16 protein-coding genes are annotated in these 26,264 nt (G+C 46.0%); 3 read left to right on the forward strand and 13 right to left on the reverse strand.

From position 1 onward, the window contains the following. Positions 1–374: 374 nt before the first annotated feature. The 7 genes from FE296_RS29655 to FE296_RS29685 all read right to left on the reverse strand — a co-directional run bounded on the left by FE296_RS29655 (position 375) and on the right by FE296_RS29685 (position 14,649). On the reverse strand, positions 375–3,176 hold the full coding sequence (locus FE296_RS29655; RefSeq protein ID WP_150367369.1) for an alpha-mannosidase: 2,802 nt from the start codon (positions 3,174–3,176) through the stop codon (positions 375–377). An 18-nt stretch (positions 3,177–3,194) separates the two neighbouring features. Continuing rightward, a complete protein-coding gene (locus tag FE296_RS29660) occupies positions 3,195–4,019 on the reverse strand; it encodes a carbohydrate ABC transporter permease (protein WP_017688662.1) in 825 nt (274 codons plus the stop codon). A 22-nt stretch (positions 4,020–4,041) separates the two neighbouring features. After that, positions 4,042–4,908 carry a carbohydrate ABC transporter permease gene (locus tag FE296_RS29665; protein ID WP_101314027.1) on the reverse strand — a complete coding sequence of 289 codons (867 nt, stop codon included), beginning with the start codon at positions 4,906–4,908 and terminating at the stop codon, positions 4,042–4,044. Positions 4,909–4,975: 67 nt separating this feature from the next. Further along, on the reverse strand, positions 4,976–6,355 hold the full coding sequence (locus tag FE296_RS29670) for an extracellular solute-binding protein (RefSeq protein WP_150367370.1): 1,380 nt from the start codon (positions 6,353–6,355) through the stop codon (positions 4,976–4,978). Between the two features lie 96 nt (positions 6,356–6,451). Next, a complete protein-coding gene (locus FE296_RS29675) occupies positions 6,452–7,753 on the reverse strand; it encodes a glycoside hydrolase family 125 protein (protein WP_150367371.1) in 1,302 nt (433 codons plus the stop codon). A 223-nt stretch (positions 7,754–7,976) separates the two neighbouring features. Beyond that, positions 7,977–9,146 (reverse strand): GntR family transcriptional regulator, encoded by a 1,170-nt coding sequence (locus FE296_RS29680; protein ID WP_317889441.1) that lies wholly within the window; start codon positions 9,144–9,146, stop codon positions 7,977–7,979. A 256-nt stretch (positions 9,147–9,402) separates the two neighbouring features. Beyond that, a complete protein-coding gene (locus FE296_RS29685; RefSeq protein ID WP_150367372.1) occupies positions 9,403–14,649 on the reverse strand; it encodes a S8 family peptidase in 5,247 nt (1,748 codons plus the stop codon). 996 nt (positions 14,650–15,645) lie between these two features. Here FE296_RS29685 and FE296_RS29690 point away from each other — a divergent pair. After that, entirely contained in the window at positions 15,646–16,080 is a 435-nt protein-coding gene (locus tag FE296_RS29690) for a hypothetical protein (RefSeq protein WP_150367373.1), read from the forward strand. 130 nt (positions 16,081–16,210) lie between these two features. On the opposite strand, the gene FE296_RS29695 is transcribed toward FE296_RS29690, so the two are convergent. Next, positions 16,211–17,497 carry an exosporium glycoprotein BclB-related protein gene (locus FE296_RS29695; RefSeq protein ID WP_150367374.1) on the reverse strand — a complete coding sequence of 429 codons (1,287 nt, stop codon included), beginning with the start codon at positions 17,495–17,497 and terminating at the stop codon, positions 16,211–16,213. A gap of 287 nt (positions 17,498–17,784) precedes the next feature. Beyond that, positions 17,785–19,242 carry an alpha-L-fucosidase gene (locus FE296_RS29700; protein WP_150367375.1) on the reverse strand — a complete coding sequence of 486 codons (1,458 nt, stop codon included), beginning with the start codon at positions 19,240–19,242 and terminating at the stop codon, positions 17,785–17,787. Positions 19,243–19,364: 122 nt separating this feature from the next. Between FE296_RS29700 and FE296_RS29705 the strand changes: the two genes are divergently transcribed. Further along, positions 19,365–20,210, forward strand: a complete 846-nt coding sequence (locus tag FE296_RS29705) for an AraC family transcriptional regulator (RefSeq protein WP_150367376.1) — start codon at positions 19,365–19,367, stop codon at positions 20,208–20,210. A 41-nt stretch (positions 20,211–20,251) separates the two neighbouring features. Here the strand turns inward: FE296_RS29705 and FE296_RS29710 are convergent, their stop codons facing one another. Next, a complete protein-coding gene (locus tag FE296_RS29710; protein WP_150367377.1) occupies positions 20,252–21,340 on the reverse strand; it encodes a glycosyltransferase WbsX family protein in 1,089 nt (362 codons plus the stop codon). A 58-nt stretch (positions 21,341–21,398) separates the two neighbouring features. Beyond that, the gene (locus FE296_RS29715; RefSeq protein ID WP_150367378.1) at positions 21,399–22,490 is read right to left on the reverse strand and encodes a CgeB family protein; all 1,092 of its coding nucleotides are present in this window, start codon (positions 22,488–22,490) and stop codon (positions 21,399–21,401) included. Positions 22,491–22,699: 209 nt separating this feature from the next. Here FE296_RS29715 and FE296_RS29720 point away from each other — a divergent pair, with 209 nt between their 5' ends. Continuing rightward, complete coding sequence (locus FE296_RS29720) at positions 22,700–23,107, forward strand: hypothetical protein (RefSeq protein WP_223869092.1); 408 nt, start codon at positions 22,700–22,702, stop codon at positions 23,105–23,107. Between the two features lie 110 nt (positions 23,108–23,217). On the opposite strand, the gene FE296_RS29725 is transcribed toward FE296_RS29720, so the two are convergent. Both FE296_RS29725 and FE296_RS29730 read right to left on the reverse strand, forming a co-directional pair. Further along, positions 23,218–24,567 carry a glycoside hydrolase family 30 protein gene (locus FE296_RS29725; RefSeq protein ID WP_150367380.1) on the reverse strand — a complete coding sequence of 450 codons (1,350 nt, stop codon included), beginning with the start codon at positions 24,565–24,567 and terminating at the stop codon, positions 23,218–23,220. A 22-nt stretch (positions 24,568–24,589) separates the two neighbouring features. Continuing rightward, on the reverse strand, positions 24,590–26,233 hold the full coding sequence (locus FE296_RS29730) for a type 2 periplasmic-binding domain-containing protein (RefSeq protein ID WP_190945636.1): 1,644 nt from the start codon (positions 26,231–26,233) through the stop codon (positions 24,590–24,592). Positions 26,234–26,264 lie beyond the last annotated feature (31 nt).

The raw sequence follows: 26,264 nt of genomic DNA on the forward strand, positions 1-26,264 counted from the left end.
TACAAACATATACCCAAGGCCCTGCTGTTCAACCTGGCTTGAACGTATAGTCCGGTAACAAACTCATGTTGCCGGGTGACATGCTGGAGCTCTGTAAACGTATCGCCCCATGTTCAACGGGGCTTCACATATCCAAACATGATTTTTTGTAGGTCATGGGAACTGTTTTTGTTACAAGGTCCACGTCCCTAAAGCCGCCACGTTCTCCCGACACCCCCCCATCGTAAACCAACCAAAAAAAAGGCCAACCAGTAATTACTGGCTAACCTGATAATACGAAAAAGCTGCTTGAATAGTGACTTCTAATGAAGAAAAATCTGTTCATCGACATTACGCCATCATGAAAGAGTGCTCTGCTGTTTGTAATTACATACTCAACAAAGCTTGTAACCTTGTGTAACAATTTTGTACCCGGATACCATCTGCCTATGTTCCTTCAAGGCACCCTTAACACGTTCCAGCACATCACTCTCGTAAACAGAGGCACATTCAAATCCAGGCTGTACGTTCAATTCAAGCGGTTCGGAATTCAGATTATACCAGCGAGCAATCAAATCTCCGGTTTCCTCTGCGATCTTCAATGTGGAGAAGGCCAGTGTCGAACCTTGCGAATTCCACGCTAACCATTGCTTCGTTAGAGGTAATTCAACCTTCTGCCCATTAGCTCCGGCATGACCTTCTTGCTCAAATGTATACGCGAGTGCCCCTAGCTGCACAGTCGTCCACGGAATCGGATACACGTATGCGGATGCACATGCACCTGACTGTGCCGCATCACCTGCAAATGGAATAATCGCATATTCCACACTCTGAGGTCCCAGACATTGGGCTTCCGGTGTTTCAAACACACCCCAATCTCCTAGTTCCGAAGAGGCGCGCAGCAGCGTAACCGCAATCGTACTACCTTCTTCATGCTGTAAAATCTCGTATTCATTCAGCCCTTTGTTTGCAATCATTAATCCATAATCACCATTGGTCACATGTACAAATGCTTGCTGATGCTGCGCATTACTCGGATTCACCCACTCTTTGGCCGGTGTATTGGAACGTTTGGCAATTTCAAAGATGGAATCTGCATAATGATCCTCTGTCACCAATCCCGATGGAAAGAGTGCCCGCAGTCGATGATCCTTGGCCTGATTGTTAAAGTCAGATTTTACCTTGACCATATTACTGCCTGCTTCCAATGTATACGTTGTCGTAATAACCAACGGAACAGTGTTCGGGGCTCGCTGTGCCTTCCGTTCTGTAAAAGGAACCATATGGCGTTTCTCCAGCTCGAACAGTTCATCTGCTCCAGCAGGAATATCCCAGCGTAATACACTTTCCATGACCACCCGATACGGAGACTGCTCCACAATCCGAAGGTCTGCCTTCAGATGCTCCGTGGTCAGCGTTGTCTCTCCCTCAGGTTGACGGTAGACATATTCATTGCCGATATCACCGGTATTTTCATATGAATTCAATCCCCTGTACACAGCACCGGAGACCTTATCTTCAATCGTTGCCGTACCATTCTCTTCAACAGTCACCCTCAATTGACCGTTCTCCATCATCATTCCCTGCACCTGGATGACTTCGCTCGTATCGGGTACTTCAACAATCTCAGCACTCTCTGTTTGCTTCTGAACCGGAATGAGAGCATATGTCTTATAACCCAGCGAAGGTACATCCACCGCCTGGAAAGTCACTCTTACTTTACGAGCCATATAGGGCTGTCGGAAACGATCCTTCGGAAGTTCATAGCCAAAATGTGCACCCAAATCCTTGATTTCTGCCGAGTACGTGTGTCCATCCGAATCGACCAGTTGATACGCTGGAAGTGCATCTTTCTCCACCTTCTGTGCAAGCGCCTGAGGATTAGGCCCTTCCAGGAAAAAGGCTTTGTCCACAATGAGATCCATCTCCATGATGCCATTTCGATTCCATCCACTCGTGTTGAATACAGTGAACAGTACCGCTTCTTCTCCCCAAACCTCAGCAGGTTGCACATGAATGGACTCAGCAATCGCCTGCGCGCTCTGGGAAACCAATTTCTCTGCAAGCTGTCTGCTCTTGGCGAAGCGGGTCACCATCTCACGGTGGACCTCATCCACACTGCATCCGCAGATGCTATCATGCGGGTGGTTCTGCATCAGCATCTTCCATGCATGCGTCAATAGATGGTGCGGATAATGTTTCACCCCGGCTATGTGGGCCATGGCGGCCAGTGGTTCGGCTACCTTTTCAAGCAATGTCTGCCCCTGCTGATTCAACTGTTTCAGATACACCCGTGCGGATGCCGTATTCACCAGTGTTCCCCAACCATCCGTGTGCTGACTGCGAAGCTCACCTTCAATGGTCGCCAGATGTTCAGGCACATCTTTCGTAACTGCCTCAATGTAATCGTCAAAATTGGAGTGAATAAATTCCACATCCGGATACAAGGAAGCTGCCGTACGTAAAGCCTCGGGCAGATCCGTCTGGATCGGCTGGTGATCACAACCGTTCATGAACAACAGATGTGGGGTTGAGGCGAATTTCTCGGCATCTTCCAGATTTTTATCCCAATATACTTGGGCTTTCTCTGGATCAACCGGAACTTCCATCCCGTTACAGTACCAATTCGCGAACAAAATGCCGAGCACTTCCGAACCATCCGGCGAACGCCAGATCATCTCGGAGTAGGGAGATTCGTAACTATCCGCATCAACCACGGCATTATTGAATCCGGTAGGCTTAACCCCTCGCCCGAAGATCGCGTTATGAATATCCGCCTGTTGCAGAATCTGCGGTGCCTGTCCCATATTTCCGAACGAGTCTGGAAAATATCCCGTCTTGGATATCACACCCAAAGGTCGAGCATCACGATGACCGATGAGCAGATTACGCAAGTTGGCCTCGCTGCTGGTCAGAAACTCATCCTGTAAAACATACCATGGACCAAAATGTATGCGTCCTTCGCGGATATAACGGTCGAGCCTCTCCTGTTGTTCGGGCCGAACCTGCAAATAATCTTCACGAATAATCGTCTGCCCATCCAGATGGAAATAACGATATTCCGGGTCCTGATCGAGCGTGTCCAGCAGTTTATCCATCAGCTCAATGAGCAGTACATGATGGTGTTCATAAGGCATATACCATTCCCGGTCCCAATGGGTATGCGATATGAGATGTGCCGTCTTTTTGATTGTCATGTTGTGTACCTCCTGTCATTAACCTTTGGTTGCCCCGCCCATGCTGAAGCCTTTGGACATGTAACGCTGGGAGAAGATATATAGCACAACCGATGGCGTCGTATAAAGTAGTGAAAATGCAGCCAATCTGCCGTATTCAACCATGCCGTGGCTGCCGAAGAATTGATAAATCGTGACCGATGCCGGAAGTTTCTCCGGTGTCTGGAGCAGGATGTAGGGCACGAAGAAGTTGCCCCAACTTCCCGAAAAGGTAAATATCGCTATTGTTGCAATTCCCGGCAGCATCAATGGTGCTACGATTCGTCTCAAGCCATTCCATACGGACGCGCCGTCAATCCAAGCCGATTCTTCCAAATCAATGGGCACCGAATCCATGAAGTTTTTCATCATCCAGATACCATAAGGGAGTGAAGATGCGGTCAGGAACAGCATCGTGGCAATGATGCTATTTTGCATTTTGAAGAACAGAAACATCTGAAATACCGGAACCATCACGGCAGTAATCGGAAGTGCTGTCATGAACAGAATAGATAACAGGAAGCTTTTTTTGAATCTCATTTCATAACGGGATAATGGATACGCAGCAAGAACAGATACCAGAACAACCAATATCGCTTGCCCTCCCGACAGAATCAGGCCCACACCAAATGAACGAAGATTGCTCGAATCCCCGAGTACATCCTTGAAATTTTGAATGGTCCAGGTACTGGGCATTTTGATACCCTGTTGCGCGTTCGGGTCAAATGAAGCCAGAATGATCCAGAGCAGCGGCAATAAAAAACAGAGCCCTAGAAAAACTAGAATCCCGTACTGGATTTTGCGTTGAAGCCCATGTTTGACCATAGGGATCGAACCTCCTTCATGGTTACACTTTCACTTTCATGGATCGCATGTAGAACAGGCTGGCGACAATACCGATGAACAGGAGAACCAGAGATATGGCTGTGCCGTATCCAAATTGGTAATTCACAAAGGCCTGATTGTACATGAAGATCGGCAAGGTTTGTGTCGAAGTACCCGGGCCACCACCGGTCATCGTATAGATCAGCGTGAACACACCGAGTGTCTGTAGGGTAACCAACATCATGTTGGTCACGATGGACCCTTTTACCATTGGAATCGTAATGTGTCTGACAATCTGGAACCCGGTGGCACTGTCGATAATCGCAGCTTCTTCAACTTCCTTCGGGATATCATCCAGTGCCGACTGATAGACCATCATCGAAAAGGCTGTGCCGTGCCAGATATTCGCGATAATGACACTCACCATAGGGAAACTGAACAACCAGGAGACCGGATTCGCTCCAAACCAGCCGAGGATCTGATTCAATGAACCATTGTCACTGAAAAAGGCGACCATACAGAATGCCACAACAATCTCGGGTGTCACCCAACCAGCAATGACGATGATGCCAATGACCCGGCGGAACGTCACATTTTTCTCCTTCATTAGAAGAGCCAGAATGAAACCAAGCAATACCTGACCAATCACTGCGGAGAAGATGAGAAAGACCAGCGTACGCCAGACACTAATCCGAAAGTCCGGATCATGGAACATATTAATGAAATTCTGGAATCCGACAAACTCCAAACTCTTGGCTGCCGCACCGGTCAGAGCCATATTCGTAAAGGCAAAACAGATCGTCAGAATGATGGGAACAATGAAAAACACAAGTAATAACAGTACGGAAGGCATGAGAAACAGAAATGAGCCTGGTGCTTTCCTTTTCATAAGTCACTCTCCATTCGAACCGGAAAAAGGGGAGATTGTGCCTCCCCCTCCGAATATATCGATATCCTTATTTCTCTTCGATGCTGTCCGCGCCAAGGGAACGGGATACGTTGTCCTTCAATTGTGTAATTCCCTCTTCCGGCGTCAGCTTGCCAGATGCAATACTCTCAACAATGCTTTGCAATTGCGCGGATACCGCTGCATATTGATCGTTCGCTGGACGGAAGTGGGCCACATTCAAGAGTTCCTGTGCTTCTTTGGTATATGGACGATCCGTATAACCTTCAACTTCCGTGGAATCATTACGTGGGCTGAGGCTGCCTTCCGCCACTACACGAGCAGTCGCATTTTCCTTATTCATCAGGAACTCGATAAATTTCCAAGCTGCTTCCTTATTTTTCGCTTGTGCAGGAACAGACCAAGCCCACCCTCCAGACATCGTAGTTGCCCCAGGTTCTTCGCCATTATGTGTTGGGAATGGTGCAAAGCCTATTTTCTCTTCAACGTTGGCAATTGGAGCAGCACCGTTCTCGGCCCATGTCGAACCTGCCCAACTGCCATCTACAGCCATCGCCAATTTGTCTTGCGGGAACTGTTGCTGGAATGCAATACTGCCAGCTTGTCCATTCAAAGCGACCTGCATGGTCGGACCTGTTTTATCCGTGTTAAACACTTGATCTATGAATTTGAAAGAATCCAGCAGGCCCGGGCTGTTAACGACCCATTTCTTGCTCGTGTCGTTATACAGCGTATCCGCAGTACCATAGAGCAGCATTTCCAGTGTTTGCATGGTGACACCTTCACCGTTTGCTTTGCCCACGATCATATTAAGTGGCGTCACACCCGGAAACTTTTGCTTGATGGTACGTGCTGCTTCGAGTACCTCTGCCCAGCTTGCAGGTTTGAATGGAACTTCCAGGCCCGCCTGTTGAAACAGTTCCTTGTTGTACCAGATTCCGCGTGTATCCGAGGTAGCAGGAACGCCATACACTTTGCCGTCTTCTCCGGTAACCCCTGCCTTCAGGTTGTCGATGATATGTTCTTCCCAATCGGGCCATCCCTGAACCTGTGTGTCCAGCGGCTCCAGATATCCCGCAGCAGCATCAGATTTGATGATGGACGTATCTTCGGCAATAACATCAGGCGCCGTATCCGGCGATTTCATTTGCAGAACCATTTTGGAGGTATAATCGCCTTCACTTGCCAGTACGGGCGCAATGTTGATTTTGATATCCGGGTTTTCTTTCTCGAATTGATCCACCAAACCGGATTGGAAAAACTTCGTAAGTGTATCTTCAGATCCTGAAGAACGGAACGATACAGTTACTTCCTTCTTACCGTCACTGGTTGTGCCTGTGCTCGAGCTTCCGCCCGAACAGGCTGTAGTAAGAATGAGCAAGGATGTCATAACTGCTGCTACCGGCATTTTCAATGATATTTTTCTCATGATTTGCTCTCCTCTTGTCGGAATTCAACGAACTCCGAACGTTATGATGTACTTGCAGGTTCTCTCTTGCTTTCCTATCTATTTCTGTGCGCAATCCTATTTCTCTACGCGGAATCCGCAATAATCCATCATCAGTTCACTAAAGAGCATGTTGGACCATGAAAACCATGGGCGGGTATACTCATGTGGATCGTTAGCCGAAAAGCCTTCATGGGTAAGTCCGGTGCCCGCATCCGTCTGTTGGATAAGCTGGAGCAATCGCAGTTTTTCGTTGCGATCCGCTGTAGTCAGCCCCTGCATCGATAAAGCGATATGCCAGATGTACCCTTCTGGTGTATGCGGACTACCGATTCCTGCTGCTGCTGTTCCCTCATAAAAATACGGGTTGTTCGTGGATAAAATGAAACGGCGTGTATTCTGATACACCTCGTCGTTCTCTTCCACATATCCGAGATAAGGTAAAGACAGCAGACTCGGCACATTGGCATCATCCATCAGATTGTGATTGTTTTTCCCATCCGTTTCGTAGGCATATATGGTTCCATATTCCGGATGTTCAACGGTGCCATAATCCTGAATTCCTTTGTTGATTTGTTCCTCCAACTGCTGTGCAGTCGCTGCCAGCGCTTTATCCTCGAACACAGCTTCAGCAATTTCCTGCAGATATCGAAGCGCCACAACGGCGAACATATTGGATGGAATCAGATAACCATATTCACAGCGATCGTCGCTAGGACGGAATCCCGACCAGGTCATGCCGGTATAGACTGTTTCAGTACCTCGCCCTTCACGACTGAGCGTATCGGTTTCGGGAGCATCCAGACGTTGGAACGTGTAGGGTGATTTCGTCTCATGATGCTGTTCCACTTGCCATAACTGCATGATGATCTGGGCTGCTTTACGGAACGTATTATTGAATTGAGTTGTTCTTCCCGTGTTCTTCCACAAGAGATAACTGAGCTGAATCGGATAAGCCAGTGAGTCGATTTCATACTTCCGTTCCCAGATCCAATCATTCATCTGCGTCAGGTCTTCCTGATGTCCTTTTCCACTCTCCGTCTCATTAAAAGCGTTTGCATAAGGGTCCAGGAGAATATAATTCAGTTGACGTTCAACCAGCCCAGCGATCATGTCGGCGATATCTTCATCCTCTGAAGCGAGAATCAGATAAGGTCTGACCTGAGCGGCAGAATCTCGTAACCACATGGCAGGGATATCTCCCGTAATCACAAAAGTGGTTCCATCTTCTTTGCGCTGAATTGTGGTCGCCATCGTATTGGTAAAACAATTTTTGAACATTTGATTAAGTTCCGGATGGTCCGGCATACGTTTGTTAACCTGATCAATCATGTCGTATATCGAGGGGGAAATTTCTTGATCATCTCTGGGTGTCAGCATGTTGTCCTCCTTATGTAATCCAATTTGTTAACCGCTTTCATCATCCTAAAACGAATATAATGTTATGTCAATATATTTATTTGTATATTAGCATGTTATTTTAATTTAAGGACACTAAATAGTATACCATTTAAAGCGGTTCTCCCCATTTTATCCGCACAAAAAAGAGACCTCGTTTACACGAAGTCCCTGATTGAACACAATGAATATTAAGTTGCTAAAATTAACCCTTTTGTTTCACCATACTCGTTGACTTACCCTTCACCAAACGGGCAGGCAAAATAACCCTGTTCACTGCCATTTCGTTGTTCTGCATACTCTGAAGCACCATCTCGAACGCCTGCTTTCCCATATCAAACTGGCTTTGTCTCATATGTGTTACACGGCTTCCTTCGGCAGCGTTTGGACTGTCAAAGCAAATGATGGACATATCTTCCGGTATCCTCAGACCAAGCCGATCCGCAGCCTGTTCTGCAAGTAAAGCAATATGATACTCCGCAGCAAAGAGTGCAGTAATCTGGGGGTATTTCTGTAAATGTTCCACCAGTGTCTCCACATCACGGACCTCGACTTGAGGATCGAACACACTTGGCAGTGTCGAAAGAAACGATTCTAACCACAGTTCCCTGTTCACCAGCACCCCTTGATCGTGATGAGCCTCAATGATTCCTTCAATTCGTTCTTCAATCGGTGTAGTGTTCGCCGGAGGCTGCGTCAGAAAAGCGATATGTCGGTGACCGAGATCGAATAGATAATTCATCCCTTCTCGCGCCGCGCCTACATTATCCGTACTGACAGATGAAGCCGGAATGCCTTTCAGGTATCGGTCGATCAGGACAAATGGGAATTTGTTAACGACCAGTTTAAGAATCTCATCACTGAAATATTCACCCTGTGCCGGGAAAATAATCAATCCGTCCACACCCAGTTCCAGCAGTTCCTGAATACTCTGTTCCTCCTGCTCGGGAATCCCGAAAGAGCGTCTAAGTACGAGAAAACAATCATGCTCTCGCGAAGCTTCTTCCATCCCATATAACAGTTCTGTACCATACATGTCGCTGAAGTTAGTAATGACCAGACCAATGAGCAGCTTCTTCTCTGAATCTTTAATCGCAGCACGCGGAGCAGTCCTGTTAGATTCTTGTAACACATCTGCTGTGTCGGCTACAAAAGAACCCCGTCCCGGCTGACGAACAATTAATTGTTCACTCGCCAGCATTTCAAGTGCTTTTTTAGTTGTAATCCGACTAACTCCGAATTCATCACATAATTCCTTTTCCGAAGGAACACGCTCACCCACTTGATATTGATGAAGCTGTATCCGTTCGCGCAAGGATTCAAAGATCTGTTCATACATCGGCTTGGATGCCGAGTCTTTCCCCAATACAAACACCTCCATAAATACCCATACTTCTCATGTTCTACATCCTAATATATCATGTTATATCATTAATGTGAAGAAAGAGACGACTCACCTGCTGCCATGTGAGAGTAAAAGAAAAAGCATCCCGATGGATGCTTCATTAATCTTAGGCGTCAGATGTGAATCGAGATACAACAAAAAGCCGACAAGCCCTGATACCTCGGCTTATCGGCTTCTTGCTTAAATGGTCAAAACGTAGTTTTCATCCATGTCACACTTTGCATAATTAAGGTTGCAGACCCTCAGCGGACGGTGGACCCACTTCCGTTTCAGTTTCTTCAGGGCTGGAATCTGGTTCTGGAACTGATTGTTCTTGTGCTGCGCTGACGAACAATCGTCCAGCTGCTTCAGCCTCTACTTTGTTGCCTGCTGCATCCTGAGCGCGAATCACAATGATTCCACCATCCAGAACAAGGGATGAAGGTGTTGTGTACGTACACGTGTAACGACCAGGTTCAGTCTCTACCAATGGAATCTCTCCTGCCCCTTGGGCATTCAGATTCAAAGGTAATTGAATACGGAAAGAGGCTTGCAGACCAGGTTTACTGTCAAATGAAACGGTAACACTCTCCCCTGATGTGATTCGAACATCCTCAGCCGGAGTGATATTCGTAAGTTCTGGCAACGCCGTTTCCACATAGACAGTGCGGGTTACGGTCGTTTTGTTACCAGCGATATCGGTTGCTGTGATGGTAATTGTGTTCTCGCCTTCATTGACCAATACACGGTGACTGAAGCTTCTGTCTTTACCCACTTGTACGGTTTGTCCGTTAACGGTTACCTTATCGAGGAATTGTTCCACGACATTACCCGTTACGTGAACAACTTCTGCATTGATGCGATCCCCTTGAGCTGGCGTGAGAATCGTCAATTGTGGTTTGGTCTGATCCAGAATAATGACAACGGGGAGTGAACGGTCCGTTGTTTTTCCATCTACCACTGCCTCAGCAGTAATCGCATTAATGCCAGAACGGAGCTTCACATCGTATGAGAACTTCCCATTTGCCACCGTTGTGGTGCCAGCTAGATCCTTGCCGTTGTAGATCTTGATCTGAGCTCCAGATGCTGGAGACGTTCCCGACACAGTGAAAGTCGATTGATTCGTATACGTGTTTGCAGGTACTGTGAGCACAGGTGCATTTACCGGATATCTCACGACTGCACGAATCATGTAGTTGCCTTCTTCTATCGGTGAAGTACTCCATGCTCCGCTTACACGCTGCCAGCTTCGGCCAGCATTCGTACCATTCTCATCGGTAGCGAGTCCCGGAGCGCTTGTTCCGGCTACGCTCTGTACATACACGATATAGAAATCACCCGTTACAATGACCGGTTCCGGGAATTCGACAGTTGTCCACTGATCATTGCGAAGTGCAGTGCCATCAAATGGTCCAGCCAGCTGTCGTCCCGGAGCTCCACCCGCACCCGATGCATCATATACGGCATATTGGAACGTTGTACCTCCAGGCACAGGCCATTCGGTGTTCCAAAATCGGAACGATGCACCTGTCAGTTGAGCGGTCTCCAGCTCTGGTGTCATTCGAACTGCCCATGCGTTATCCGCAGCGTTAAAAGCTCGTGCGTTCTCTGCTGTTCCATCATCATAAGCAATTTCCCCTGGAAAACCGATGAACGGTTTCAAGGCAACATTCGCCTCTGCCGTACCATTACCAGGTACAGTTACAGTAACGGTTTTACTGTAGTAATCAGCAGCACGGATGGACAGAGTATAACTTCCTTCCAGTACCTGAATATTGAAGCTGCCATCTGAACCTGTGTGGACTTCGCCTACATTGGCATCTTCCACCACGAGAACGGAAGCATCAGCCAGAGGTTGTCCAGTCCGCTCATCCGTTACTACACCTTCAATCTGCCCATGCGGGATTGCCTCCAGATTAAAGTTGGCTTTGGCTCCACTGCCATCGGTGATCGTTACCTGCTGAGTTCGAGGATAATATCCATATGCTTCAGCTTTTAACGTGTAATCACCTGCTACGTGTGTGAAGTTATACTTGCCTGTAGCTGAATCCGTCTTCACCGAACGTCCGGTTTCCAGTACGGTAACCGTTGCACTTGCAGGCAGGCTTTGTGGATTAACCGAACCTGTTTCCGGTTTTTCAACTTCCGGTTGTTGCTGTTTCGTTTTGTTAAATTCTGCTTTGTCAGTCCGCGAAATTTTGTACCATGGATTATCATAGGACGGTTTAGGTTTGTCATTGTTAAGCACAACCGCACTGTCCTCCGTTACCGTCTCCGCAGCAACTCCCAGTACTCGGAAATCATCAATGAACCAGCCTGTCTTCACAACACTGTTATCTGAGGACAGGCGGAACCGGAATTGAACTTCATTACCGGTAAGTGCATCCAGATCATAAAATACGGGTGTCCATTGTTTACCGTTTGTACTATGTGAGAATTTGCCCAGTTCTGACCATGTGGTTCCACCATCCTTGGTGACTTCCACATACCCGAAGTCGTATCCACTCTCAATCTCGTACCAATGATTAAACGTGAGTGTTCCTTCGGACACGTCCGTCAAATCAATGACCGGAGATACGAGTGAATAGTTGGAGCCACTCTCGTACGTATTGTCGAGATCAGTCGCCCAGACATTCGGTGGAGAAAACGCGCTGGCTGGTCCCGTTACCGGAATGCCGCGTTCCCACTCATCCTTGGTTCCTGAATGAGTCCAGCCATTATCATCACTGCCATCGAAATGATCGATGTAGATATCCTGAGGCACCTCTACTGTAATGGAGACCTCATTCGATTTATCGCTTTCATTGCCACTATAATCAAGTGCGGCAACGGTATAGTAATACGTCGTATCTGTCACCGTAGCCGTATCTGTATACGTTGTTCCTGTTGCAGTTCCAATGGATTCATAACCTGCACCTGCGGTTGTGGAGCGATATACGATATAGGATTCGAGATCCTCATCGTTCGGACCAGTCCAGCTCAAGGCTACATTACCAAGAATATCGGCCGTCGCAGACAATCCGGCAGGTGCGCCCGGAGCAATCTCATCCAGCTCTTCTACAGCGAAATCATCAATGTACCAGCCAGCCTTTTGCAATGAATTATCACTCGTCAGATTGAACTTGATGAATACCTGCTGTCCCGCGTATTCGCGAAGATCCACATATTGTGTCTTCCAATTGCCACCTGTACCCGTGAAGGTTAACAGTTCTTGGAACACAAAATCGCTATCCTCGGAAGCGATGTATACCTTGCCGAAGTCGATGTTATTCTCCAAGTCATACCAGTGCTTGAAGGATAACAATGCCCCTTCGGGACTCTCGGTGAGATCAATTGGCGGCGCAAGCAGATATGCATTGCTATTCGCCACATAAGTTCCTTGCAGATTGGTTGCCATCACCTTGTCACCGGAGTATGCACTTCCAGGACCACTGCTTGGTGCTCCCCATACCCAGGTACTTCCGATTCCGCCAGTCGTAAAGCCCAGCTGATCTTCTTCAAAATCCTGAAGGTATCCTGGCTGAACACCATTGGACACAGCCACTTTATATACCTGACTTTCGAATCCGTTGTTGCCGTAATCATTTACGCGGATATAATACTCCACACCTTGCGGTTCAATAAGAAAAGCAGGGATTGTCGCGGTATACGTCCCATCTTTGTTATCTCCAGCAATTCGATTCATCGGCAGATAGACGTACTGGTTGGTACCTGTCGTTTTGGCAAAAGCCTCGACGGACACTACCGCGACGTTATCTGTCACATGAGCGGTTAATGGTATATCAATGCCTGTAAAGGCTGAATTGACAGGGGTATGTGCCAGTACTGGCTCTTCCAGATCATCTCCGGCTGTAACCACTCTGCCGGATACTGTGCCGATTCCTTCGAGTACAGAACCCACAGCATCAAGGGCATTAATAATGCCGTGACCGTAGCCGTTATTAGGAGAGGTCGGATACTGACTATCTGTTCTCGGCGTGGCTGTATCTGTAATGATCTGCTCCAGCTGATCCACTGTAAGGGAATGATTGGCCTGAAGCAGCAGTGCAGCAAGGGCAGTTGTATGCGGACCTGCCATGGATGTTCCGTTCCAGCCTCCCTCATATACACCGCCCGGAACTGATGAACGGATATTCACACCAGGGGCAGATACTTCCGGTTTGATCTCATCATAAGGGGATGGGCCCAGTAGGGAGAACGAAGCCAGATTTCCGTTGATATCAGTTGCTCCTGTAGCAAAACTTTCAGGATAGTTAGCCGGGTTAGCAACAGAACCAGGTCCGCCCGGGTTACCCAGTCTCACATTTCCTGCTGAGAATTCCGGAAAAATCTGCGCATCACGCCAGGCTTGCACCATAGGACGGAACCATTCATCCAGTCCGGCACCTCCGCCCCACGAGTTGTTTACCACGTCCGGTGCAAGTTCAGGATGCAGATTGCCTTCCGCATCGACTGGAGCGATCAACCACTGTCCGCCATCCAGAATAATGGCATCCGTTGTTTCCGGATTGAATATCCGTACACCAATCCATTTCGCACCGGGAGCAACCCCGATCTGGTTGGTGCCATCCGCTTCAGAGCCAACCATCGTACCCATCGTGTGAGTACCATGTCCGTCTTCGTCCGCAGGGAGGGAAGCATTACTGTGCGGATCATACCAGCTTAGTTCGGGATCAACGATATTGCCCGAAGCATCCAGTCCCCGCCATTTGCTGCGAAGCGCCGGGTGGGTATAATCCACACCACTGTCCAGATTGGCAACAACAATCCCTGTTCCATCGATGCCCCGATCCCACACGGCTGGCGCATTGATGTAATCCAGGTTCCATTCCACGTTTTCAGTCGCAAGCTTGTCCTTGGCAGCAGGCTCCTTGTCTTTAACTCCGACTGAAGAGTCTTTAGCTGGCGTTTGTACAGCATCTTTGCCTGGTGCCACATTCGCCGGTTCTTTACTCACTTCGGCTTTCTGTAAGTATCGTGTCTCATTCGGTAGAATCTTCTCCACCTCAGGCAGCAGCGCAATCTGTTCCATGACTTCTTTGGTACTCGTCACTGCCAATGAATTGACAATAAAATAGCTTTTATATTCTTTGACCTTGCCCAGGTCAATTTCCTTTTCCAGATAAGTTTCCAATGGATATTGTGTACGTGAGGCTGTTTCTCGCAGAGAGCTGACGACCGAATTCCGAACAGACAGCTTTGTGGCTGAAGCCGTTTGTTTGGCGATGGTCGCCTTTTCGAGGGCCTGCTTGGAGACTGCTGCTGTATCCACCTGTTCCTTCATTTTCACCAGATAGGTAACATATTCACTACCCTCAAATTCTTTGGTCAACTTGGCGTTTACTTTGGACTCCGAAACTTTGGCAAGTCCAGATTTCATATCCAATTTGGATGATGTGGAGTTTTCAGCTGAAACCGGATGAATGATCGAAAATGCAAGGAGAAGCGAGAGCCCCATGGAGATAGGCTTGCGTAACCGATTAATCTTTATCAAACTTTTCCACTCCTTTTACCCGGTTTTGTAATTTAGTCTGGTACATATGCCCTTCTCTGGAGAATAAAACGGTAGACTAGCCTTTATTGCGGACGAAATAAACGCCCTGGATATCACATGAAGCCTCACCTCCTTTACAGGTTTGGTTAGGGAGCAATATGAGTCAAGAAGAGATATACAGATCAATCTATGTTTTTTTACTTGGAAGTTTAGGAGATTGAATAAGTCGGGTAAGCCAAGAAAGTAAAGGTTTGAGTGTTTGAGTTGTGCAAACGAGTGTGAATGTCTATAAGCATTCATGTGGAAGGGTAATCAGGAGCGTTAGCAGAACGCTTTCTAAGGAGTGGTGAATATGACTTTCGATCGTGATTCGAGTGAGTGTGCAAACATTTAAATTACATATAATAGTCAATTAGGAATTTAATTGGATTTTATTGGTATAGTATAGAATCATTATTCGATATATACAAGCACTTTTATTGAAAAATATAGAAATTAAGCCTATTAAATGCTTTTATGTGTCTCATGTCGCTTACGCGTTCATACTCTTTTTTCGCAATTATGCATTCTATTTTGCTTAATGATCAAATTTAGTAGTTCTATGAAACTACGTCTTGATGGTCAAGGCTACTACTCAAACCAAGGGGCCAAGTAGACATCTATCCTGCTGTTACCTTTTTCGTTCATGGTGCGTTTGGGTTGCGGGGCCCTTCTCCGTAATCACCTGATCTTATAAATGTTAATTTGTGAACTATATATGAATAAAGTATATATTTAACAAAAATAGTATAAAGAATCCAGCAAATCGTATTGTATATATTTGGAATTAAATGTACGATTATCTTGTAACATACATTTGGCGCCAGATCAACCTTACTCTCATCCTAGGAAATGACCGTGAGGAAAGCTACTGCTCTATTGATCTTTTGTCTTTTTGTGAAAAGTACGAACTCTACTCTAATTTAAATTTTATATACCCTAAGGAGATGTTGGATTGTGAAAAAATATCAAAAAACAGCAATTGCAGCTCTTTCTTCCATGGCGATGCTCTTAGCATCTGTTCCAGCGGTATTCGCTGATGAAGCTCTTACGCTAATGAACCCTTCTTCCCAGGAAGTTCAGACACAACAACAGTCACAAGCACAAGATATTAATATTTTTGCTCAAAATCCCATAAGAGAATATTTCAATGGAGGATATAGTACCGATATCTACTTGAGTGGAAGTGTCACCTTTAGATTTAATCCTCTTACAACAGGGGAATATGTGTTTAATGTTGAAGATATGAGTGGAACCCTGAAGGGAAGTGGAAGAGTAATGGTGTCTGATTTTGGAACGAAAAGCATCACTCTTGAGAACTTGAAAGGGTATCATAAAATTGTGGCTTACTCACCCAATGGTTATGGTGGAAGCTATGACATTTACTATTAATGCTTGGTAGTAATAGATATCACAGCTATGTATAAAAAGTTCAAACCCCATGGCTCTCATGAGTCATGGGGTTACTTTATGATTTTGAAAGAAACGATTGAGTCGGCCCCAGATCAAAATTTATATCGCATCATGTAATGTTTACGCCACCACTTGCATAGCCAACAACAGTATTCAGAAGAGTAAGCCCCGTCGCCGTTGCGGAGAACACTAGCAGCAGACGTGTCTCTGCTGTCACAGGTATCGCCAATCCGGTTGTTATGCCGTTAGAAATACTCCCCAAAGCAATTAAACCTGTAAGTGGCGGAGCCAATGTCACTAAAGCCCCCGGGACTGCTGTAAATGCATTGTTTGGTGCAGGAGAACTGAATAATTGCGCAGTGATCGTCACCGTTGAACCTACTAAGGTCAAGGCAGCTGTGGTACTAAAATAGGCCGCAATGGATGTTATCACACCATCTCTAGGAGCAGAGAAAGCGAAGTTGATGAGAGGTCCGACAAGCGTTCCGGTTAAATCAAGCGTGCCTCCGATAATGCTAATTCCTGTTGCGGAACTGCCGAAACCGATGAGACTTGTCGTTCCTACAAGTCCACCAGCAACAGTTGTAAGTATGGCTGGTCCGCCAGAAGCAAACGGTATTATAGCTCCTGAACCTGTAGCCCCAGTAATACCAGTGCTGCCAGTAACTCCGGCAATCCCCGTTGCTCCGGTAGCCCCGGTTACTCCTGCAATTCCGGCTGCACCCGTATCGCCTGTGACTCCCGCGGCACCTGTCGGTCCTGTTGCACCACCCGCCGGGCCTGCCGCACCCGTTGCGCCGGTAGCTCCAGTGTTACCTGCTGCTCCCGTTGTACCAGCAGCACCTACACTACCTTGAGAACCAGTAGCTCCAGCCGGGCCTTGTGGACCAGGTACGCCTTGAGGACCCGCAGGTCCTGCAGGTCCAGCCGGACCTTGACTCCCTACGTTTCTAAGCCCTGTTGTGATAGCCAATTCGGTCGCCCGGATCAAGATGACCAGTTGATCTTTCTCAGCTGGATCGATATTTCCCTGTAAAATGACAGAGAGTAGCTCATCCAGCAATTGCTGCAAATTGGTTCCTACACTGATCGGAGAAAATGGAACGGCCTCTGCTGATACGATTGTGAGCTCCAAGACTGCTTCGAGATCTGCCCGGGTTCCCTTTTTCAGGTCCGAATGATGAATTAGGGCCAGTAGTTTACGCAATACCTCGATCAGAAGTGAAACATTATGCGGTGTCGGATTGGCAAAAACCTGTACAAGGGCTCCTTTCAATTCACCAATCAGCTTGAAGAGTTCTTTAGCTTCAATTTCAAAGCACTTGTGATGTTCTTCTCCTCCTCTATTTTTCTTAAATATATTTCCACCAAATCTTATACGTTTCTTTGGCTTCATCTGTCGGGATCTCCTCCTTAGTGAGTCAATTTACTACTTAATACGAAGTCGGTCGAGCCAAACTGACAGCACTTACAGGAATTATATTCGCAATATGAACTGAATATTTCTAACTGCGAGTGAACAACCATTTCTTGCTCTTGCCCAGAATTCGGAAGAAAGCAAACGGAAGAGTTGTCGATTGTTTTTAAAAAGTAAGCAGCCCAAAGAGCGCTATCCAATGAGTACGAAACTCCTGGATGCGCCCTTTTTTTTATATAACCGTATTGAAAATGATCTTTGTTGATTTAGTCCAATTTAATTTTGAAAACAATAGGCGCATTACTCTTCACAGTTGTCGTTGTGATCGTCAGTGCGTCCGCAGTTCTCTCCCATTGCGGTTTTTCTTCGTATCCAAGTACCTGAATGTCTTGAATAACGCCTTGAAAATGATGAGAACCTTCCTTCAGCGATTTAATGTGAATCACTCCGTTATCGGGGTAGGCAAGAACCGCGGCATACAGATTGCTTTCTTTTAACGTAAATCGAATATCTTCACTTGTAAATATCTTTGTATCTCCATCCGTGAACTGCCCTTCTTTCACCTCTGTTGGTCCCTCGCCAAACGTGCGCCAGAATGTCGTATCATAGATCGCTTCCCCATTCACTTCCAGCCACTTGCCGATGCTAAGCAGAATGTCGCGATCTTCATCCGGTATACTGCCGTCTGCTTTAGGTCCAATGTTCAGCAGCAAATTTCCGTTTTTGCTTACAATATCGACGAGATCCCGAATGATCTCTTCGGCCGTTTTATAGTTATTATTTTCCGTATAACACCATGAGTTTTTAGCGACAGCCGTATCGGTTTGCCAAAAATAGGGCTTGAGCTCAGCGAATTGCCCCCGCTCCACATCAGGAACGGCACTTCCAAACATGTAGGCCTCATGTTTATAATTGATAGCTACAGGAACGCCCCATTCGTCGCCTTTGTTATAATAATAGGCTGCGAATTTCTTAAGATAGGGTTTGAACGCAACCGTTTGAATCCACCAATCGAAATAGAAGACCTTCGGTTGATATTGATCCACCAGTTCGCAGCAGCGAATCAACCAGTCTTCCAGATACTCCTCGGTTGGAGGCGAACCATACAGATCATGATGATCCGGCTCAGGCATGGCTGGCCAATAGAAATCCCCACGCTCTAGGGGTTCCTTGATATCGGAATCAAACTCCTTCCCGTGAGACATGAAGAACCAGTGCTCGGCGCGGTGAGACGACACACATAAGGTCAGCCCCTGCTTCTCGTACGCAGTCTTCATCTCACCCAGAAGATCCCGTTTGGGGCCCATTTCATATGTGTTATAGTGAGAGATAGAGCTCTTGTACATCTGAAATCCATCATGATGCTCAGCCACTGGCATAACATATTTGGCTCCGGCCTTTTTGAATAACGTTGCCCATTCGTCTGCATCGAACTTCTCTGCACGAAACATTGGAATGAAATCTTTATATCCAAATTCCTTATGAGGTCCATACACCGCAAGGTGATGCTCATAAGCTTTGGTGCCTTGTATGTACATATTTCGCGAATACCATTCGCTATCATAGGCCGGGACAGAATACAGTCCCCAATGGATGAATATGCCGAATTTCGCTTTGGGGTACCATTCGGGAACTTGAAAAGCGCTTAGCGAACTCCAGTTGTCCTTGAATTTACCGTTCGCAATTGTTGCTTCAATCTGTTGCATATATTCGTGTTTGTCCATGAAATATTCTCATCCCTTCTGATATCGTCTGTAGTTGTATTGTAGTGCTGCGGCCGAAGGATAAACATGCAGAACACTAACTTTTAGATGGACAATAATAACCTTGTATGGAGATGAAAAGTATGAATCACCAAACTTTGCTTACGAACTACCTGTCTAATCTCCAAGTCGAATTATTTATGGTCAATTACAATCGGTGCGATACGGATTGGCGGGATCTGGATTACACGCCCGATTACAGCAAGTTTTATTTCATATGTGAAGGTGAAGGTTGGCTCAAGATTGGGGATGAGGAGTATTACCCTGCGCCTAATCAGCTTATATTAATGCCTGAGGGGATTAAACAATCCTACGCTGCCATTAATGACCGTCCTTTTCTCAAATATTGGTGTCACTTTAGCGCGAAGGTTGGGGGAATCAATTTGTTCCAAATTCTGAAATTCCCACATATCTGCACGATAGATCAACCTAAGTTGATCCAAGAAATTTTCAGCAGCATCCTTACATATGCAAAATCCGATGAAGTCTATGCTCATATGATGGCCAAGAGCAAACTGACCGAGTTACTGTCCCACTATCTTATGAACTTGGATCTGGAACAGATTTCTTTTATTAACGTGCCTGTTATGGAGAAATTATCTGCCATCCTGGCTTACATTGATTCCAATATCGAAGAGAATATTTCGGTACAGGATCTGGCCCAGATTGCTTACATGCATCCCAATTATTTCATTCGATTCTTCAAACAGCAGATCGGCCTTCCTCCGATCCTCTACATTGCTGGCAAAAAAATCGATAAAGCCAAGGAACTGCTAACCTGCACCCCTAACACAATAACTGCCATCGCGGAGCATCTCGGTTTTAGTGATTTGTACTATTTCTCCAGACAGTTCAAAAAGCATACAGGACTCACGCCAACGGAATACCGCAGACAAAAAACGATAGTCACAATGAAACACGGTTTATAAATAAGCTCAGTTCAGAGAGAGTTCCCTCATTTGGAGTTCCCTCATTTGGAACTCCCTCCTATAGACCTGTTTCTGTTTACTAGTTCGTGCTGAGTTGCTTTTTTGAGCTCTCTCAAATAAGCGTAACCATAGTTTTGATCCGGCTCAAGATATGCCCCTTCGGCCCATTCATTCCAGGCGTTAACAAAAAGATATTCACTTTGGTACAGTGTCCTTGCTCTCTCCATCTGTCTTGATAGATACATCCCAAATTTCTCCGGGGTAGCACCGAGCGTACTCTGTCCGTCAACACCTCTCCGCGGTGTATTGTCCCAATTGACAAAAGCCCCTGGATAGACAATTTCTCCGTTACGGTGTGGTGTTCGTTCGAGAATGGAGGACCATACCTTGTCGTAATTCACAGCAATATGCTGTCGGCCCCTGATGCTCATTTCGATCCAGATCCCATTCATATGTCCATGTGCAAACGTGTAATGCGGTTCAAATTCCATGCTTGCATCAAAGATCTGATGATTAAATGTAGGGAACCCGCCAATGGTCTGCACAACATGGATGCCTTCCAGACCATGTCCCAGAGCCAATTCTCGCCAAAACCGTATCATTTCTTCACATCGAGGAATGCTGGCTGGCCGATAGATCAGAAATAACGGCTTACCTTCCACTCGAATATATCGTTTGTCCTTAAATACTTTTACCAAATAATTAAAATGTTCTTCCCAATCATCTCGATCCCCATAGTTCTGGGCCATGAGAATATCGGATTCTTGCCCATCCCATTTTCTTGTCCATGTCTCATTGGCCCAAGACAAACAAAACGGAAAATCAGGCTCCCCACGATCCAAAATTTCATTCACTGGTTTTTCCAACAAACGCTTGCCTTTGAACCAATAATGATAATAACAAAATCCATAAATACCATGCTGTTTAGCCGTTTCCGCTTGCCACTTTCGTACATCTGGATCGGAAAGATCATAATATTTCCCCTGAAACGGCTGCTTAGGCTGATAATGACCCGAATATAAAGACGTGGCTTTTTTTACATTGGTCCATTCCGTAAAACCGTCCCCCCACCATCGGTCGTTCTCCTCAATCCGGTGAAATTGGGGCAGATGCAGAGCAATTACCTTCAAACAGAACTCCTCCAATGCAGCAACATTATTCAGCCTACATCCTGTGCTTCTTGATGGTTTATGTGAATATGATATCCAGCAGTCGCAATGTTTTTTGCAGATGGGATTGATTATATTTCATGTATGCCAGAGCTTGGCTAGCGGCCAGTCTCCTTGCATCAACACTCTGCCAGTAATGTTCAAACTTCTGAGTGAGTTCTTCACAAGAGTTGTATTGTTGAAAGTTACTAAGGTCTATCCCGTTGCTCTGATTCACAGATGGTCCTATGAGCTGAAACGTCCCACATGCGGCAATTTCCATCACGTTTTTGATTGATTCGCCACTATGAATAACCAGTTTGCTTCCGTTAAATAAAATCTGGCGAGCTTCATGTCTGCGAACGGGATAAAAATCTCCAAGCTTTGCCCAACCCTTCCCATCCACCCGAACTATTTTGTTATTCAGAAGACCAGATTTGGCAAAAGTCGTTTGGATATTATCCAGTTCCGCATCCCCGATGATATAAACATCCGATTCGTACTCCGGGGGAACAGCTTGAGGACAGAATATATGTGGATCAGGCGGCATTAAAAGTTCATGACTACCAGTGCTTCCCATATGATGCTGATGGTCGCTTATTGACCATGAATGCTGTACAAACAAGTGATCCAACCATGGCAACATTTCATCGCTTTGATTTACATTTTGATTCGGAGATAACCAGATTGCTTTTTTTGCGGTGGATGCTTTTAACGCTGTGATATTCTCATTCGGCAAACTTTCATCACTTCCAACAATGAGAATCAGGTCAACCTCCATCGCAGACAGACTGGCTGAAACGGATTCTATATATTTAATCTCATTTACATGCCTCACGAGATGTTTAAGGCTTTGTTCAATCAGTACACAATGTGATGACATTTCCCGGTCATTACACGGTGTAATCAGAAGCACATTTAACTCCTTATAGATCACTTTGGACTTTACGCGGTTAGATGCATGTTCCTCCTGCATCATTTTCAACCATTGTTGCTTGAGATCCAACTGCTGTACTGCCATATGTTTGCGCATGGATTTGAGTTTTCTGTTCAGTACTGCATGCATCTGTCTCAGAAATAACTGGTTTGCATCGTGAACTGAACGATTCTTTTTGATGGACTTAACTTGCATTTTGGACTTCTTTCGGATAACAAACCCTCCCGTTCCATACGTAAACATTCTCTGCCTACAATATGCACGAAATCGTGGCATGGTTTCTTTTATTGAGCGCTTCACTCGCTCTTCATAGCAAAACGGGCCTTAACTCGTACATATAATGTGTGGTCACCCGGGTCGGTTCAAATCTTGTCCTCATAGAATATATGAATACGATATAGGAGATGATATCTTTGCCAACATTTGATAGCATCCTTGTCACCGGCAATCAGACGATTAATCAGAATTTGCACGTTAATGGTAATCAAACCGTTGGTGTCAATCTAAACGTCAATGGTAGCCAGACCATAACAGGCAGCCTTCAAATCAATGCCAGCTCCTCGATTGTTAATCATTTGGGTGTAGGTGGAGTGATTCAAGCTGGAGATAGCGTTAAGGCTGCTACACAATTAATGGCACTCAATCAGCCTTCTCTTCCCGTGTCTCTACCAACTCTACAACAGTTCAGATATTACAATCCTGGTGTTGCGGGTCAACCCGGTCTGGTCTTAACCGGAACCGCTGGCAATCAATATATTCTGTTCGTTGATGAGAGTAGTGGGACACCCCATCTCGCCATTCAACCGTTATAATGCGATCCATCCACAGACCAATGTCAGCAAAAGAAGCGATATCCGTGTACACTCTGGATATCGCTTCTTTTGGTTTCTTTTCTGATGAAGCCTACTTATAACTCATCCATTTATACATCTGTAATTAATATGGACAAGACACTCTTGCTTTCCAGCTGGAACTTCATCAATACATCGTCGCGCAGCTGAACCTGTACGTTGCCCATCGCCTCCCCATCATTGAAGAGGACTAATGCTACGGAACCATCGACATTTTTAAAAGCCACAGAATAAATTCCATCATTATTGGACGTTGATTCAATCCGAACAGCCTTTGGACGAATCAATGCACTAAAGTGTGCCAGGGCATAATAATCAAGTGTGTACATAAGTTCCTTGGTTTGCTGATTCACCTGAACGATCCCGCGACACGTACTGCGACCAAATCCCGGAACGGTTGGCCCGTTGTTCTCATCAAGTGCCATATTCCATAGTACGAATGACTTGCTGTAATTACGAAGAATCTGAATTCCCGTTCGTATCACATTCGAGAAGGCCTGTTCAAATGGCGGGATCCACTCTCCGCCTGAGCCTTCGGTGAAGTGCATTTCTTTGCCTGCAAAGGCTTCGTATACCTTCGTTTGAGCAGATGCATCGCCCCCGTACCAGTGCCAGGCCACGCCGTCAACTTCCTCTCCCGCTTGTTCCAGCACGGTCAGTGGATAGTCCGGTTGATCCCAGTTGTGATCGTAACAGAGAATTTTAGTTTGAATATCGTTACGAACAAAGGCTGGTTTGAGATGGTTTTTGATAAAGTCCGCTTGCGCTTCGGCTGGCATCAACATACCGGGATAATGCCCCGGTTCATAAAGCGCCTCATTCTGTGGTGTGATGGCATGGATCGGTAATCCATGCTCTCTATACGCTTGAATGTATTTCACAAAATATTCGGCATATACGGGATACCATTGCGTCTTCAATTGTCCGGTAATCATGGATCCACTCGTTTTCATCCAACCGGGTGCACTCCATGGTGAAGCAAACAGTTTCAATTCAGGATTCAATCCTAATGCTTGTTGGGTTAAAGGAATAACGTCCTCTTCATCATGTGCAATGCTGAACTGGGTTAGTTCCGCGTCTGTTTGCTGTTCTGGCATATCGTTATAACTGTATACCGTTCTGGCGTAGTCCGAAGCGCCCATCGGATTACGAATGACCGAGAGCCCAATCCCTTTCTCCGGATGGAACAACCGGGACATGAGCTCATCCCGCTGCTCCTCGTTCAAGATTTGATTGATCAGATAGGCAGAAGAATCGGTGAAAGAAGCACCAAATCCGTCCATTTCCTGATACGATAGCTTATCATCCAGAAGAATGGTCGTTGTCTCCAGCTCAGGGGCATGAGGTTGCAATTGATCCGAGGACACGGGTACAAATAATTCATTTTCTCCTGTTGATTTGTACATTTTGAATGTAGTCATAGGATTCTCCTTTGTATTTCTATTATTGAATGCCCAGTTTCTCTTTGTTCAGTTTCATCTTTTCACTGCGTACCTTCACAATTTCTTCCCAACGGTTCTCACCTAAAAATGACTTGTAAGAAGCCAGTGCATTGTCATACGAGGCATCATCCTTGGACCGCACCATACTGACCAGCGTTGTATTCCACTTCGTATTGATTGCTGACAACGCACGAGCTTCAGGTGTACCTTGATCCGGGCTAATATTCTCCAGAATGAAATGTGGTTTCAGCTTGCCTTTGCCCCACTCCTGCATCTGTTTGATCGCTTCCGGAAAAGCATCTGCACTGAGTGCTTTGTGGCGATCATGACCGAAGAACATAAATTCACCCATCCGATAATCCTTTTTGAATTGATCCGCGTTATTGAGTTGCAGGTCTTTCACTGCTGGCAGCAATTCTACACTACCGTCGGCTTTGGTTTGGTAGGTTTCCCCCTCGATTCCGTAATTCATGAGTGTCTGTCCTTCTTCACTCAGCAAGTACGTGAATATCTGAATGGCCTTGGCCGGATCTTTACAATCCTTGGAGATGAAATTAATCATCCACCCGGTTATCCCGGATTGATTCAATGTTGGTGCATTGCCTTTGGTACTCTGCGGTCCATCGATAGCAACATATTCTTTGCCTGGATTCGCACTCATGTAGATTTGCAAGTTTCCTCCTTGTTGAGGTGTACCATCAAGCAGCATGGTCGCATATTTACCGGACTTCACTTTTTCCTCAAAAGCAGTTCCATCATCGGCAAAACTGTCATCACTGATATTGCCGTCTCTATACACAGTGTTCAATGTTTTCAACCACGTGAGGTAATCTTCATCCAGATTGCGATCATAGAATTCTCCTGATTCGGTCTCCAACGGAACGCCGATGAAATCTTGCAACGTATCCCCGAGTGAACCTGTTCCTTCACCTATGGAGTTGAATCCAAACGGAATCAGCGCAGGGAACTCTTGCTTAATACGTTTCATTACACTTTGGAATTCTTCTGGCGTTCCAATGACCGGACTACCCAAAGCTTCGTACACATCCTTACGAATGATAAATGCCGTTTTTGCAGGAATGTTACCGCTATCATAATCCTCTTGTGTATTGGAATAGTTCGGGTAACCATAGGTTTTGCCATCCGCTAATTGGAACCAGTTCAATGTATCGGCAGCCGCAACTTTATTGAAATAAGGATCATATTTTTCCGCCAGATCGTTCAGCGGCAGAGCCCAGGTAGCAGCTTTTTGTACCACTGGAGAATTCGAGTCAAATACGGTTAGCAGGTCAGGCATATCTCCGCCGGCGAAAAAGGTGTTTAACTTGGTATCATCACCCGTGATAAATTTAATATTGATGTTCAGATCCTCTTTAATTTTCTTCGTGACAATGTCCTTGCCAAAATCGGTGTTCCACCAGTCAGCATTGACGTACCACGTCAGGTCTGTAGCTTCTTCCTTTTTATCCAACTGCCAAGCTGGCTTTTCCGGGTCAACCGTATAACGATCTTCAATGGAAACCCAGTTCCCTTCACTGGATCCCCCCGATCCACCACTGCAACCTGTAATCATAAGTACGGCTGTGAGTAGTGTTGCGAGCAATTTAACCCCTTTTTTCCCTGATGCCTTGTTCAACTTCAACATGTTTTTGTTCCTCCTCAAAATGGGATATTTG

The organism is Paenibacillus sp. UASWS1643 (genome assembly GCF_008693195.1).
GTDB lineage: Bacteria > Bacillota > Bacilli > Paenibacillales > Paenibacillaceae > Paenibacillus > Paenibacillus amylolyticus_B.

Excerpts from the sequence above, each read along its gene's own strand:
- FE296_RS29725 (WP_150367380.1), bottom strand. The coding sequence starts at position 24,567 with ATGACTACATTCAAAATGTACAAATCAACAGGAGAAAATGAATTATTT.
- FE296_RS29695 (WP_150367374.1), bottom strand. The coding sequence starts at position 17,497 with ATGAAGCCAAAGAAACGTATAAGATTTGGTGGAAATATATTTAAGAAA.
- FE296_RS29655 (WP_150367369.1), bottom strand. The coding sequence starts at position 3,176 with ATGACAATCAAAAAGACGGCACATCTCATATCGCATACCCATTGGGAC.
- FE296_RS29715 (WP_150367378.1), bottom strand. The coding sequence starts at position 22,490 with ATGCAAGTTAAGTCCATCAAAAAGAATCGTTCAGTTCACGATGCAAAC.
- FE296_RS29705 (WP_150367376.1), top strand. The coding sequence starts at position 19,365 with ATGAATCACCAAACTTTGCTTACGAACTACCTGTCTAATCTCCAAGTC.
- FE296_RS29730 (WP_190945636.1), bottom strand. The coding sequence starts at position 26,233 with ATGTTGAAGTTGAACAAGGCATCAGGGAAAAAAGGGGTTAAATTGCTC.
- FE296_RS29660 (WP_017688662.1), bottom strand. The coding sequence starts at position 4,019 with ATGGTCAAACATGGGCTTCAACGCAAAATCCAGTACGGGATTCTAGTT.
- FE296_RS29720 (WP_223869092.1), top strand. The coding sequence starts at position 22,700 with ATGATATCTTTGCCAACATTTGATAGCATCCTTGTCACCGGCAATCAG.
- FE296_RS29675 (WP_150367371.1), bottom strand. The coding sequence starts at position 7,753 with ATGCTGACACCCAGAGATGATCAAGAAATTTCCCCCTCGATATACGAC.
- FE296_RS29665 (WP_101314027.1), bottom strand. The coding sequence starts at position 4,908 with ATGAAAAGGAAAGCACCAGGCTCATTTCTGTTTCTCATGCCTTCCGTA.
- FE296_RS29700 (WP_150367375.1), bottom strand. The coding sequence starts at position 19,242 with ATGGACAAACACGAATATATGCAACAGATTGAAGCAACAATTGCGAAC.
- FE296_RS29670 (WP_150367370.1), bottom strand. The coding sequence starts at position 6,355 with ATGAGAAAAATATCATTGAAAATGCCGGTAGCAGCAGTTATGACATCC.